This is a genomic window from Phnomibacter ginsenosidimutans (genome assembly GCF_009740285.1).
Taxonomy (GTDB): domain Bacteria; phylum Bacteroidota; class Bacteroidia; order Chitinophagales; family Chitinophagaceae; genus Phnomibacter; species Phnomibacter ginsenosidimutans.
The window spans coordinates 2,153,437-2,167,879 of the sequence record NZ_CP046566.1; the positions used below are offsets into that span (position 1 = coordinate 2,153,437).

Consider the following 14,443-nt stretch of genomic DNA (forward strand, 5'->3'; position numbering starts at 1 on the left):
TTTACATAAACACCGATACATGATGCCGAACAGATGGACGCTGCTCCTCCTCAGCCTTTGCTGCACACTCAGTTTGCTGGCGCAAAAGCCATTCAACTACGACAAAGCCTGGCAAAAAATTGATTCCCTCATGTACAAGGAGCTGCCCAAATCGGCCTTGGCAGAGGTAAACAAACTATATGCGCAATCAGTAAAAGACCAGCAGGAAGCGCAGCGGTTAAAAGCTATTATTTGCAAAGGACACCTCGCTTTAGTAGTAGAAGAAGAAAACTACAAGCCAGTGATGGCGCAGCTGGAGAAAGAATTGAAAACAGCCAAACAACCCAGCCAGCAAATACTACACAGCCTGCTGGCAGATGTGTATCTCCGCTATTTCGAAAGGCAACGCTGGAAGATTTATGACCGCAAAAAAACGAACAGCATCAGCAGCAATCCTGATACCTGGAGTGCGGAAGATTTTCACCACCGCATTACACAACTATACAGCGCCAGTCTGAAAAATCCGGCGTTGTTGCAGCAAACCAATATCGACAACTATCAGCCCATCCTCATCAAAGGAGAAAAGAAACTCCGCCCTACGCTGTACGATGTATTGGCCCACAAGTTTCTCGATTATTTGCAAAGCGATGAAATGGACATCAGCGAACCCATTGATGCATTTACACTCAACGATGCGGCCTCGCTGAGCATGCCAAAACTTTTTATCCGCCAGCACTACAGCAGCAACGATAGCAGCAGCCGGGTGTGGCGGGCTATTCAGTTGTACCAACAGTTGCTGAGCTTTCACCTCAACGATGCCGACCCTTCTGCATTGATTGATGCCGACCTATCCCGCTATGCATTTGTGCAGCGGGAAAGCAGTAATCCTTACAAAAAAAGATTGGGGAAAGAATGGCTGGAAAACATAGTGGCGCAATATCCCGACAATGAAATGGCTGCCATGGCTGCACTTGAATTAATTGAGTACTGGCGGGATTTGGGTGAAGCATGGGAACCACAACAAAGCAAGAATACAGAAGGCAAAATGGCACTGGCCATTGCCGCTAACATGGCGAAGGACATCAGCGGAAAATTTCCGAAAGCCATTGCCGGAGAAAGAGCCGCTTACCTCTATAAAACCCTTACCAAACCACAGTTGAAAGTAGAGGTAGAACAGGTAAATGTGCTGAAAGAACCCTTCAGGGCGAAGCTCACTTTTACCAATACCACGAAAGCGTATTTACGCATCATCAAAGCAAAGAATGGCGAAGAAGTGGACGAGTATTTTTACCCCAGTGAAGATTGGTGGAGTATAATAGTGAAACAAACAGCCATCCGTCAATGGACACAAGACTTACCTGCTTATACCGACCTGCGGGAGCACAGTGCCGAAATTGCCATTGATGAATTGCCCGTGGGCGAATACTGGCTGCTGGCCAGTGCCGATGAATCGTTTAGCACGGCGCAAAATGCACTCACTACAGTGCACTTGTACGTGAGCAACATCAGCTATGTGTACAACAGCAGCCAGCATTTGTTTGTACTCGACCGGGTAACCGGCAAACCACTCGCAAATGCACAAGTAAAATTTTGGAAAAAGAACTATGACTATAGCTCACGAAAAGAACAACGAACATTTTGGCAAATGCTTCGGACGGATAAGAACGGATTAGTGATGATTCCAAAAGAAAAATCAACCAACAACCGAAACCTGCTCATTGAAATTACGCATGGCAACGACCATTTATTTGTGCAGCACCAAGTATACAATAGCGGGTACGTGTACGATGAAAATCAGTTTACAACAAATAAAGAAGAACATGCCCGCTACTATATTTTCACCGACCGAGGTTTGTACCGGCCCGGTCAAACGGTTTACTTTAAAGCCATTGGCGTAACCAACAACAAACAAACCGGAAATGCAGCATTGTATTTGCCCAACAAAAATGTTGAGGTACAATTGTTTGATGCCAATCAACAGCTCATCAAATCTGTGCAACTCATGCACAATGAGTTTGGTAGCATTCAAGGCAGTTTTACATTACCAGCCAACGGCCTAACTGGCAGCTTTCGCATAGAAGTACAAGAGGGTAATGAACGACGCCCCGCCTACTTTAAAGTGGAAGAATACAAGCGGCCAAAATTCAGCGCCAGCTTTGCCCCTATACAAGGTAGTTACCGGCTAAAAGACAGTGTAACGGTGAAAGGGAATGCCACTGCTTATGCCGGCAATGCTGTTACTGGCGCCACTGTGAAATACACGGTGCGAAGATCACATCGCTTTCCCATTTGGGATGCGCCATTCAAAAATAGCTGGACTGCCTACCCGCCGCTTTCCCGCTATCGTGGCGAAACAGCCGAGATAGCCAACGGTACTGTAACCACGCAGGCCGATGGCAGTTTCAGCATCTCCTTTCCTGCCCTGCCCGATGAAAAAATTGATGCAGCAGCACAGCCCATTTTCACTTACAGCATTGAAGCTAGTGTAACAGATATCAACGGTGAAACACATGAAGCCAACACTTCTGTGAGTGTGGGTTACACCTCGCTGCAACTCAGCCTTGATAATGTAGGTAAAGATTTTATGCGGGTTGATAGCACGGTGAAGTTTGTGCTCAGCAGCAGCAACCTCAACAATGAACCGGTACCCACCAACGTGCAATGGAAAATTGTGGCGCTGCAAACACCCAACCGTTTGTTGCGCAACCGATACTGGTCAGCGCCAGACACGGCCACCATGGACAGGACCAGCTTTGTGCAACGCTTTCCCCACGACCCCTATTTGAATGAAGATGATATGCGAAGCTGGCTTTTGGGCAAACAGCTTTTAGGTGATACAGTAAATACCGGCAGCAACAACCGCATTCAAATATCCTCCGGCAGTTTGCCTGCTGGTATGTATGCCCTGCAGTTTAGTGCTAGGGACAAAGATGGACAACCTGTCAGCGGACAACACATTTTTGGCATGTACGATGTGCAACAGCAACGGCTGCCCATGCCCATGTATCAATTGTTGCCGCAAACCAACCCAACCCTTGAGCCGGGTGAAAAAGCAAACATCTTACAGGGCAGCACTGCCAACCCTGCTTATGTAATTGAGCTGATCAGTAAGTTTCGAAACCAACAACAAACAGACAGCCTGACTTACCACAACATGCAGCAACCGCTACTGCAACAAACGGTAACAGCAACAGAAGCCGACCGCGGTGGCTATCATATCAGTCAGGTATTTGTGCAACACAACCGGGTGTACAGCAACAGCTGGCAGGTAAACGTACCTTGGAGCAATAAGGAACTACAAATTTCCTTAGCCAGCTTCCGCAACAAGCTCTTGCCTGGCCAGCAGGAAACTTGGACACTCAACATAAAAGGCAAGGGTAAAGAAAAGGCAGCGGCTGAATTGCTGGCCAGTATGTACGATGCATCTTTAGACGACATACAGCCATTTGCATGGAGCGATATGTATCTGTGGCCCAATCATTATTTCACAGCCAATGGCTGGCGAACTGATGCACAGTTCAAAAGCCAGACGGGTAGTGAAAAATACAATGAAGTGGTGGATACTAGTGGCGCCTATTTCTACACCCAAATGATGTCGATTGCTGATTATTGGCAGGTATTTAGCGAAAAGGCAATGTTGCCGAATGGCTCAGACTCAGGAGTAATAATTGGCTACAGCAAACAGGAAGGAGTCAATGATTTAGCTGTTGTCAGATCAGCTGCGCCACCTCCAATGGAAGCAGCAAAATTCACACCATCCAACATCGTCAAAGACGAAGAAGTTCAGCAAAAAGAACAAGCTGCGGGTCAAAATGGCAAGCCGCTTCAAATCCGTAAAAACTTCAACGAAACCGCATTCTGGCTACCGCAGTTGCGTACAGATACGGCGGGCAATGTGAACCTGAGTTTTACCATGCCCGAAGCACTCACCCAATGGAAACTGCAGCTGCTGGTACACAACCAACAATTGCAAACGGGCTTGCAGCAAGCCATGGTCATTACACAAAAAGAGTTGATGCTGCAGCCCAATGCGCCCCGCTTTTTCCGTCAGGGCGATCAGCTGGAACTGGTGAGCAAAGTGGTGAACCTCTCCAACAAAGAACTCACCGGTGTAGCACGGCTCGAACTCTTCAATGCCAGCACCAATCAACCGGTAGATGGTTGGTTGCAGAATGTTTTTCCGCAGCAATATTTCACTGTAGCCGCCGGCCAATCGGTGGCGGTGAAATTTCCATTGCAAATACCGGTGCAATACACCGATGCCCTCACCTATCGCATTACGGCCACGGCCGATCATTACAGCGATGGCGAAGAAATGACCTTGCCCGTACTCAGCAACCGCGTATTGGTAACAGAAACGCTGCCACTCACCATTCGCAATACCAACCAACGCAGCTGGCAATGGCAAAAGTTATTGCAAAGCGATAGCAGCAGCACGTTGCAGCATCAATCATTCAGCATTGAGTTTACCAGCAATCCTGTGTGGTTGGCGGTGCAGTCTTTGCCCTACCTCACCGAGTATCCGTACGAGTGTGCAGAGCAAACCTGGAACCGTTTTTATGCCAATGCATTGGCGGCACACATCAGTAAGCAAATACCCAATATGGCCAAACTGTTGCAGCAATGGCAGCAACAAGACACAGCGGCTTTGCTCTCGAACCTGCAAAAAAATGAAGCGTTGAAAACAGTGCTGCTGGAAGAAACGCCATGGGTACTGGCCGCTAAAACAGAAGCAGAACAAAAGAAACAACTGGCGGTGCTGTTTGATGTAGTACGCATGGCCAACGAATGGAACAAAGCGCTGCAACAACTGGAAGAACTGCAAAGCAGCAACGGTGGATTTGTTTGGTTCAAAGGCGGCGCCGACGACCGTTACATCACCCAATACATTGTCAGCAGCATTGGGCATTTACTCAAACTGAATGCAGCACCCACTGGCTTGCAAAGCCGTTTGCAAACCATGGCCACCAAAGCCATTGCCTACCTCGATGCACGGATGCAGGATGACTACCAATATTTGCTGCGGACAAAATTGCTGGCGAATACTACCACCGCCAACGACTTGCAGGTGCAATACTTTTATGCCCGCAGTTTCTTCCCCAATGCTGTGCTGAAACCAGCCTACAAAACAGCCTACGATTTTTACTTTGGCAAACTCAAAAACAGCAGTACCAAACGCAGCAAGCAAACACAAGCCATGCTGGCCATGGTGCTGCAACGCAACAAGCAAACGGCAGCGGCTGCAGCCATTTTGAAATCGCTGACGGAAAACAGCATCAACCATCCGGAGATGGGCATGTACTGGAAGGAGTTCAACAACCCGGCGTACTATTGGTGGCAAGCGCCTATTGAAAGCCATGCCCTGTTGATAGCAGCCTACGCGGAAATTGAGAATAACGCCACACGCATTGCTGATTTGAAAACATGGCTGCTGCGCCTAAAGCAAACCAACAACTGGAAAACCACAAAAGCCACCGCAGATGCCTGCTATGCCTTGCTGCTCAAAGGCAATAATTGGGCTGCTGCTCAAAGTACGGTGCAAATAGAAGCCGGCAACTGGACGCCGACCATTCAACAAGAAGCAGGCACGGGTTATGTGCAGGTGCAGGCAGTGGGTGAAAAAGTGAAAGCTGAGATGGGCAATATCCGCATTCAGCTGAAGCAGCAAGACAAAACCGCTGCCAAAGGTTTGACGGCTTGGGGTGCCGCCTACTGGCAATACTTCGACAACCTCGACCAGATAACGGAAGCAGCTACGGGCTTGCAACTCCAGAAAAAATTGTACAAAAAAGTGCTGAGCAACAAAGGCGTTGAACTGGTAGAAGTGTTGCAAGACACGCCGTTGAAACCCGGTGACAAACTAGTCGTTCGGCTTACAATCACTTCCGACAGAAGCCTGGAATATGTGCACCTGAAAGACATGCGGGCTGCCTGCCTCGAACCGGTATCGCAACTGAGCCAATACCAATGGCAGGGTGCTTTGGGTTACTATCAGGCTCCCAAAGATGCCAGCATGAATTTCTTCATTCACTATTTACCCAAAGGCACCTATACGTTGGATTACAGCGTGTGGGTAACCCATGAAGGCACGTTCAACAACGGAATCAGCACCATTCAGTGCATGTATGCGCCGGAGTTTAGCAGCCACACAAGCGGACAAATATTGACGGTAAAGGCAGAGTAAGAAAATACCCACAATTGGGGATGCAGCAATTTCATTGCAGGTGTACATTCGCTATGAAACCTCCATGAACAGAAAGCATTTTCTCAAAAACTTATTGGGTACGGCCGCCGCAGTTACTGCCGGCACCAGCGCCATGGCCATGCCCGACCCACCAGTGGTGCGTAGTTTGGTGCAGCCGCCGTTTTTACAACCTGGCGATATCATCGGCATTACCTGCCCGGCCAGCCCACTGGAAATGAAGGAAATGCTCAACTGCAGCAATGCGCTGAAAACATGGGGCTATGAAGTGTGTGTAGGCAATACCGTAGGGCAAGTGTGGGAACGCTTTGGCGGCAGCGATGCCGAACGGGCAGCCGATGTGCAACTCATGCTAGACGATCCTTCCATTAAAGCCATTTTATTTGCCCGTGGCGGCTATGGTGCCATGCGTATGATGGACAGGGTAGATTGGACATCGCTACGTAAAAACCCGAAATGGTTGGTGGGCTACAGCGACATTACCGCCATTCATTGCCATGTAAATGCACAGTTTGGTTTGCCCACCATTCACGGTGATATGGTCAATGGTTTCAAAGCCATTGAAGACATCAGCACGTTTTCTTTAAAGCAAGTGATTTCAGGCAAACGTTTTGAATACCGCAGCCCTGCCTTTGGCCTCAACCGCATGGGGCAGGCAACTGCCATGTTGGTAGGTGGCAACCTGAGTTTGGTAGCCGCCATGCTGGGCAGTAAAAGTGAATTAGATACCGACGGAAAAATCTTATTTCTGGAAGAAGTGAGTGAATACAAATACACGCTTGACCGGATGCTGATGTCGCTGAAACGAAGTGGCAAACTGGATAAGTTGGCAGGCCTCATTATGGGTGGCATCACCGCTACCAAAGCCGATGCAGAAACACCTTTTGCCATGAGTGTAGAAGAAATCATTTTTGAAAAGGTAGCCGACAAAAACTTTCCCGTTTGTTTCAATTTTCCTGCCGGCCATATTCGCAACAACATGGCGTTGAAGCTGGGCATTTACTACACGTTTCGGGTTACAGAAACCGGCGGCTCCCTCACCGAAATGTCTACCACATTACCCCTCGTTCCATTACCAGATATTGACAGTTTGCTGACGCCACCGGAGATTTTACCATAGTCATTCTCCTTATCTTTCGCCATCAATGTTGTATCGATGGCAAAAGCAATCATCACTCCCCCGTATTTACGTAAAGGCGCCACTGTTGGCATTGTTTGTCCTGCCGGCTACATGCCTGCTGCAAAAACACTGACCTGCCAGCAAACCCTGCAATCATGGGGCTTTCAGGTAAAGCTGGGTAAGACAGTGGGCCATCAGCATTTCTATTTTTCGGGCACCGATGAAGAACGTTTGCAAGACCTGCAGGCAATGATGGACGATCCAACAGTAGATGCCATTTTGTGTGGCCGCGGTGGCTACGGCACCAGTCGCATCATCGATCAGCTCAACTGGAAAAAATTTCGCCAGCACCCCAAGTGGATCATTGGTTTTAGCGATATCACGGTATTACACAGTTTCCTGTTTACCAAACTCCGCACCGCCAGTTTGCATGCACCCATGGCCAATGCTTTTAACGACGGCGGCGCCCATGATGAATATGTACAAAGCCTGCGCAAAGCCCTTACGGGAAAGAAAGCCAACTATACCTGTGCCGTACATGCTTGCAATAAACCAGGCAAAGCCACAGGACAATTGGTGGGTGGCAATTTGAGTTTAATTGCCCATCAAATTGGTACGCCAAGCGATGTGGATACCAAAGGAAAAATCCTGTTTCTGGAAGATGTGGGCGAATACCTCTACAATGTAGACCGCATGCTGCTGCAATTAGACAGAGCCGGTAAACTCAAAGGTTTGGCAGGTTTAATCATTGGTGGCTTTACCGACAACAAAGACACCACTACGCCCTTTGGCAATACCATTGATGAAATCATTGCGCATCGCATTGCTGCTTATAACTTCCCTGTTTGCTTTGGCTTCCCCGTAAGCCACGAAAAAGAAAATGTTGCCCTGAAAGTAGGTGCAACATTTTCATTACAAGTAGGTAAACAAAAAGTAATGTTGAAGGAGTTGTGAAGAGGTTGATTGGTAGATTGGTTAATTAGTGGATTGGTTAATTGATGGATTAGGATAGTTGTCAAATATGTATAAGCATCTACCAACCACCAACCACCAACTATCAACTACCATCAAAACCGATAGCTTACAGCATTAATATTCATGCCGGCGCCTACGCTGGCAAACATCACCACATCGCCGCTGTGCAGGCTGTGGCCTTCTTGTGCCCCACTCACTACGGAGTGATACAAAGTAGGCACTGTGGCCACAGAGCTGTTGCCGAGTAAGTGAATGTTCATAGGCATGATGCTCGCAGGTACTTCTTTCTTGTCGTACAAGCGGAACATGCGTTTGATGATGCCTTCATCCATTTTTTCATTGGCCTGATGAATGAAGACTTTCTTCAACGCATCAATGCCCACACCACTTTTATCCAAACAATCCTTCATGGCCTGCGGCACATGCTGCATGGCATACTCATACACTTTTCGGCCCTTCATTTTGATGTAGCGAACACGAGGATCGCTGCCGGGAAAATTAGATTTGCCGAGGTATAAATAATAGGCTTCGTCGGTGCAATGGGAGGCCACGCTGGCACTCAGTATACCAGGGCCGGTGGCTTCATCTACTTCTTGGTATTCCAGCACACAAGCACCCGCACCATCGCTGAATATCATGCTGTCGCGGTCGTACACATCCACCACCCTGCTAAGGGTTTCGGTACCAATAATCAATGCTTTTTAGCCATGCCTGCTTTGAAAAAAGCATCGGCCTGAATAACTCCCTGAATCCAGCCGGGGCAACCAAACAATAAGTCGTATGCCACACAGGCAGAATTCTGAATGCCGAGGCTGTGCTTTACCCTGCTGGCAATAGCAGGCAACACATCTGTTTGAATAGTATGCTTGAGTACGTTGCCAAAATTGTGGGCAACAATAATCTGATCTAACGTTTCCGGATTGATGCCACTGTTTTCAATGGCCTGCCTGGCCGCCAGCACCGCCATGTCGGCGCAGTTCATGTCTTCATTTACATACCGGCGTTCTGCAATGCCCGTTATCTCCTGAAACTTCTGCACAATTTCTGTGGGCGAAGTGGTAATGCGCTGGTGATGCTCGTCGTAAAAATTGTGGACTGTGAAATCAATATTCTTTTTAACAACAGGAGGAATAAATGCTCCTGTACCTGTAATAACCGAGCGGAATGTGTTCATATAGCGTATGCAGCATTATTGCTGTTGCGCTAAAGCTAAATGAAAATGATTACTCAGACATATTCTGTTTGGATTGCATTTTATCAGCCATCAACATTGCGTCAAAAATCACAGCAGCAGCATCGTCATCCTACCGTTTTCTGGCTGCAGCAATGGGTGCGTATGGTCCGTATTTATGTGCCTTTTCATCAAAGCCATCGGCATACGGACCAAAGGCAAAATCAATTGGCTTTTTATCGATATGCGGCCAATCGTGGGTTTGGTCTTTGTGCGGTCTTGGCTGGCTGTTCACAAAGGCAGCTACATCCCAGGCTTCTTCATTGCTTAGCGTAGGTTTGCTATGACTGGCCATATTAAAAGGCATATTGGCTTTTACATAGCCTGCAAAATTGGACAAGCGAAACAAGCCGGCCCCATCGTTGTAACTATGCGGTCCCCAGAGTGGTGGATACACTAACTTATCGCCATCCATCATGCCTTCGCCATTGGCGCCATGGCAGCTTTTGCATTGATTGATGTAAACCGTTTCTCCTTTCACCGGATCGGCAGCACGGTTGAGATACGGCAACTTTTCAATACCGCTTCCCTTGGGCTGCTCTCCTTTCGCTACATCTTTTCCCAACCATTTGATGTAAGCAAAAATGGCTGCATACTCACGGCTGTTGCTATCAGGTGCGGTGCCGTTTAAACTGCGTTCAAAACAATCACTCACTCTTTTGTAAATGCTTTCGTACATGCCGCTTCGCTCCCTGAATTTGGGATACATGCTGTACACGGCGGAATAATTATTACCCCATGCCTTTCTGCCGCCATCAAGATGACAGTTCTGGCAATTCATGCCATTGCTGATTTGTGCCACCGTGCCTTTAGGGCCTAAATATTGGGCGGTATTTTTAATCAGCTCTGCTCCATATACAATTAGTTCCCGCTCGGGTCCTGTCGTTGTTCTATCAATATACAAACTGGGTGCCTGCCATACACTGTCTGTTGTAGCTACTGTCATCGGGGTAGCTTCCTCATAGGGTTGAAGTGACTTGACAGCCACTACAATGAGCAACAGCAAAAAAATACCGAACACCGGCCAGTCTGACTTGAATTTTGAAAACAACATGCGGGCAACGCTTGAATACTGTAATGGAAATGTACGACGCAAAATGGCGTAAACAGCCGAAGCGGGCTGTGATAATGGTCACCTGCTATCACATGGTTACATTCAAGAAACGTGATATTAGTACAATCGTTAAGTTGATTGTTATTTTAAAATGTCCCTAAATTGACCATTCAATCAAAAATGGTATTGGTCAACTACAATCCTTTGTCAATGAAAATCAAACACACAACACTACCTCTTGCTTACCTGCTTATTTTATCAGTATTTTCCTGTACTAGTATTTCAAAAGTCAGGTCTGGAAAACAGCAATACAAAGACATTTACGTCAACCAGTTTAAACTGGTATACATCAAACAGCTTCTGAAAAAAAGCTATAATCATTCGTTTGAGATTAATGCCATCATCAATGCTGATCATAGTGGTTTTACAGAATCCATTTTGCATGATGGCGACTTTGAATTCATAGATAGCTTGACCAATTTGGACAACACTTATATGATTGCAGATTCGATAGAAGGAAGAAACCGTGCAGAAGGTGCTCAAGGTAAAAGACCATTGCAATTCTTCATTGACATTCTTTCCTCTAAAACACTGGATCAGCTAGCAAAGCGGCGAATGAAATTGAATCCTGTTCCCGAAGCATGGAAATTGTAAATTTTAATTTCCAAAATTCAATCTACAGTTTAAAAGAAAATCTGTCGTTCATCAATCAAACCTATTGAAACACATCAAACTACCATGCCGACACTTAGGCTCTAAAATTTTCGCTAATTACCGTAACTGCAGCTGAAACCGATACAGCAAAGCCGGCAATTGAAAACCCTTTTTACCAAAAGCTTCTGTAGCCAGCCAACCACAAACTACCAACCCCTACCTGCCAACAACTATCCAATCCTGCCACTTCGGCCACTTCCGGCCAGCACCTTTGCAAATAATTTTTCCCTGCACTAACCTTGTGTTGTCAACAGCACTACAACAGCTGCCGACAACACAACACCGGATGATCATCAGCTCCATAGGAGTCACACTCCACACACACTTTTTATCACCCGTTGCAGCACATACACTGCAACACAAACTCACACAACCATGGCCAAACAAAAAGGCATCATCCCCATCGAAGGTACCCTCGGCAACATTACCTTCTACCGTAGCAAAGAAGGCTACCTCATCCGCGAAAAAGGCGGCGTCTCCAAATCCCGCATCAGCACAGACCCCGCCTTTCAGCGCACCCGTGAAAACGGCGCCGAATTCGGCCGGGCAGGCACCAGCGGCAAACTCATCCGCACCGCCTTCCGCGAAATGCTCCTTAACGTGTCCGACAGCAAAATGGTCAGCCGCCTCACCCAGGTGCTCATGCAGGTCATCAAAGCCGACACCGTCAGCGAACGGGGGCTACGCAAAGTCAACGGCCCCAACCTCATCTTCCTCAAGGGCTTCGACTTCAACGTAAACGGCAAACTCGCCACCACCCTTTTCGCTCCCTACTCAGCCGACATCAACCGCAGCAGTGGCCAACTCGAAATCACCATTCCGCCATTCTCCGCAGCCAACATGATTGCGGCACCGGCGGGTGCCACCCACTTCCGGCTCATCGCCGGTGGCGCCGCCATCGATTTCGAAGGCAACACCTACGACGCCGCCAACACAGGTACCACCCACCTGCCCCTGAGCGGTACCGATACGGCCGAAATCACCCTCAACTGTACCATCACCGCAGCCAGCACCAAACCACTGCTGCTGCTCTTCGGGCTGGAGTTCTACCAAATGGTCAACGACGCTCATTACAGCCTCAAAAACGGGGCCTTCAACTGCCTCAGCGTTATTGACATCAGCGGCGAATAATCCGCCGTCAACCCCACTTGTTCATCACACCCTTTCTCACACACACCAAAAACCACACACCATGAAACAAGTCATGCGCAGAATGCGCAAACCCACCCCGCCTTTCTTCAAAAAGCTCCGCAACATCGGGCTCGTAGTAGCAGGCATCGCCGGTGCCATCGCCACCGCTCCCATTGCACTGCCCGCTGCAGTCACCAGCATCGCCGGCTACTTCACCGTCGCCGGCAGCATTGCCTCAGCCGTCAGCCAGCTCACTACCCGCGAAGAAAGCCACCCACAACCTTCAAATACCATTGAAGATGTGGAATGATGCCAAACCGCATGTGCACGATGCACAAAACCTGTCGGGCACCATCGTCGGTACCCTCGTCGCCATCCTCATCAACATTCCCGCCAAAGACCTCGCCTATACTGCCGCCATGGCCGCAGTAGGCGCCTGCACCAGCTTCCTGGCCTCCTGTTTGTTGAAATGGCTCACCCGGCGCATCGAACAATGGATCCGGCAAAACAAAACACCCCCTGCATAAACCACATGCCCGCATCAACCCCAAAACCCGGCTCCGGCCGGGTTTTTATTTGCCCTACCTTGTTTCTTATCCCACGAAACAACTACCAACCATCAACTACCAACCATCAACTACCAACCACCAACCACCTCCCATCCAACCCCAAACTAAAAACCAAAAACTAAAAACCTACCAACCTGCCAACCTCCCAACAACAACCCTTTACCCCACCAACACGCCCCTCACATCCTCCTCCGCCAATCCCGTATACATACAAAACTCCCGCACCGTCACCAACGCATTCCGCCGCTTCCCATAATGCCGCCGCACTGCCTCCAGCAGCCGCCGGGCACTCCGCTCCTTCTTCCCCGTTATCAACTGAATGTCCTTGGCATAAATCACCACCCGTAAGGGCATACGATGTCCTTGCTTTTGCATAGCATTTGTTTTGGTGAAACAATACTGCACACACCACCACAACTACTGCACACACCGGCATACACCAGCCGCAGCAGCCCCGGCAGCAGCACCAACCAGCCATAAAAGGTTATAGGGATTTGTTCTTTCGCCAACAGCAAACCAGCCAGATCGCTTTGGCATAATGTCACGCCTGCAACACGCAAATGCGTATATACTGTTGCTACATCTGCAACCGCATTCTTACCCAGGCAAGATTCGCCCTTGCCACCGGCACCTTACTGCCATCTGTCAACACCAGCAGCAACTGCCCGTCTTCTTTCTGTATGCTGCTCACATGCGCTTCATTCACCAGATAGGATTGATGACAACGCATAAAACCAGATGTTTCCAACTGCTGCTGAAGCTCCCGCAGCTCCTTGTTCACCATCAACCGGTCGCCGTTTTGTAAATACACCTGCGCACCGGCATGGCGGGTACAACAATACGTAATCTGTGCTATCGGCACCCTTCGATAACTCGTCCGCTCAGGCAAAGTGATGGTTTTAGACGCCCTTTGCAACTCTTGTACAATGGTCGACAAATCCCGCCACACAGGCTGCGCAGCATACAACGCATGCAACTCCCTGGCCCGCTGCAAGGCCACCGCCAGTGCCTGACACTGCAATGGCTTCAACAGGTAATCCACAGCCGCAATCCTGAACGCCCGGATAGCATATGCATCATGTGCCGTAATGAAAATAACCTGGCACCTGAAATCACCAAGTGCCTCCAGCAAATCGAATGCGGTATCCTGCCCCAGTTTAATGTCCAGCAACAATAAATCAGGACGGTAAGCGGATATCAGCTCCAAAGCAGTAGATACCGAATCCGCTTCGCCCAACAATTGCAACCAGCCAAAATGCTGCTCCAGCAACTGCCGCAAATAAGCACGGGCATGCGGTTCATCATCTACAAGAATGACTCGCATAAGCAATGGGTTAATACGTGAGTAAATAATCAATCTTCCAGCCAGTCAGCCAGGCGAATCCTCGCCACCGTTTCATTCCCCTCTCTTAATAAATCAAATCGGATGATGGTTCCCGGGCCTATCAGGCGCCGCAGCTGCTCCAGT

The 14,443-nt window shown here is 48.6% G+C and carries 12 protein-coding genes; 7 read left to right on the top strand and 5 right to left on the bottom strand.

Annotated elements, in window-relative coordinates:
* Positions 1-19 precede the first annotated feature (19 nt).
* The 3 genes from GLV81_RS09400 to GLV81_RS09410 all read left to right on the top strand — a co-directional run bounded on the left by GLV81_RS09400 (position 20) and on the right by GLV81_RS09410 (position 8,255).
* A complete protein-coding gene (locus GLV81_RS09400; RefSeq protein ID WP_197429059.1) occupies positions 20-6,163 on the top strand; it encodes an alpha-2-macroglobulin family protein in 6,144 nt (2,047 codons plus the stop codon).
* Positions 6,164-6,227: 64 nt separating this feature from the next.
* A complete protein-coding gene (locus tag GLV81_RS09405) occupies positions 6,228-7,301 on the top strand; it encodes a S66 peptidase family protein (RefSeq protein ID WP_157478642.1) in 1,074 nt (357 codons plus the stop codon).
* A 36-nt stretch (positions 7,302-7,337) separates the two neighbouring features.
* Positions 7,338-8,255 (top strand): S66 peptidase family protein, encoded by a 918-nt coding sequence (locus GLV81_RS09410; RefSeq protein WP_157478643.1) that lies wholly within the window; start codon positions 7,338-7,340, stop codon positions 8,253-8,255.
* 113 nt (positions 8,256-8,368) lie between these two features.
* Here GLV81_RS09410 and GLV81_RS20250 read toward each other — a convergent pair whose 3' ends face one another.
* From GLV81_RS20250 to GLV81_RS09420, 3 genes are all read right to left on the bottom strand, one after another.
* A complete protein-coding gene (locus GLV81_RS20250) occupies positions 8,369-8,971 on the bottom strand; it encodes a 3-oxoacyl-ACP synthase III family protein (RefSeq protein WP_246186357.1) in 603 nt (200 codons plus the stop codon).
* Positions 8,968-9,450 carry a 3-oxoacyl-ACP synthase III family protein gene (locus tag GLV81_RS20255; protein WP_246186358.1) on the bottom strand — a complete coding sequence of 161 codons (483 nt, stop codon included), beginning with the start codon at positions 9,448-9,450 and terminating at the stop codon, positions 8,968-8,970. Before GLV81_RS20255 ends, GLV81_RS20250 begins: the two co-directional genes overlap by 4 nt.
* Before the next feature lie 130 nt (positions 9,451-9,580).
* Entirely contained in the window at positions 9,581-10,453 is an 873-nt protein-coding gene (locus tag GLV81_RS09420) for a c-type cytochrome (protein WP_157480715.1), read from the bottom strand.
* Positions 10,454-10,723: 270 nt separating this feature from the next.
* On the opposite strand from GLV81_RS09420, the gene GLV81_RS09425 reads away from it, so the two are divergent.
* From GLV81_RS09425 to GLV81_RS09440, 4 genes are all read left to right on the top strand, one after another.
* Positions 10,724-11,215 carry a hypothetical protein gene (locus GLV81_RS09425; protein WP_197429061.1) on the top strand — a complete coding sequence of 164 codons (492 nt, stop codon included), beginning with the start codon at positions 10,724-10,726 and terminating at the stop codon, positions 11,213-11,215.
* Positions 11,216-11,650: 435 nt separating this feature from the next.
* Positions 11,651-12,406 (top strand): hypothetical protein, encoded by a 756-nt coding sequence (locus GLV81_RS09430; protein WP_157478645.1) that lies wholly within the window; start codon positions 11,651-11,653, stop codon positions 12,404-12,406.
* Between the two features lie 61 nt (positions 12,407-12,467).
* Complete coding sequence (locus tag GLV81_RS09435) at positions 12,468-12,716, top strand: hypothetical protein (RefSeq protein ID WP_157478646.1); 249 nt, start codon at positions 12,468-12,470, stop codon at positions 12,714-12,716.
* Positions 12,700-12,933 carry a hypothetical protein gene (locus GLV81_RS09440; protein ID WP_197429062.1) on the top strand — a complete coding sequence of 78 codons (234 nt, stop codon included), beginning with the start codon at positions 12,700-12,702 and terminating at the stop codon, positions 12,931-12,933. Before GLV81_RS09435 ends, GLV81_RS09440 begins: the two co-directional genes overlap by 17 nt.
* A gap of 201 nt (positions 12,934-13,134) precedes the next feature.
* Here the strand turns inward: GLV81_RS09440 and GLV81_RS09445 are convergent, their stop codons facing one another.
* Positions 13,135-13,380 (bottom strand): hypothetical protein, encoded by a 246-nt coding sequence (locus tag GLV81_RS09445; RefSeq protein WP_197429063.1) that lies wholly within the window; start codon positions 13,378-13,380, stop codon positions 13,135-13,137.
* Positions 13,381-13,552: 172 nt separating this feature from the next.
* Positions 13,553-14,299 carry a LytR/AlgR family response regulator transcription factor gene (locus tag GLV81_RS09450; protein WP_157478648.1) on the bottom strand — a complete coding sequence of 249 codons (747 nt, stop codon included), beginning with the start codon at positions 14,297-14,299 and terminating at the stop codon, positions 13,553-13,555.
* Positions 14,300-14,443: the final 144 nt, after the last annotated feature.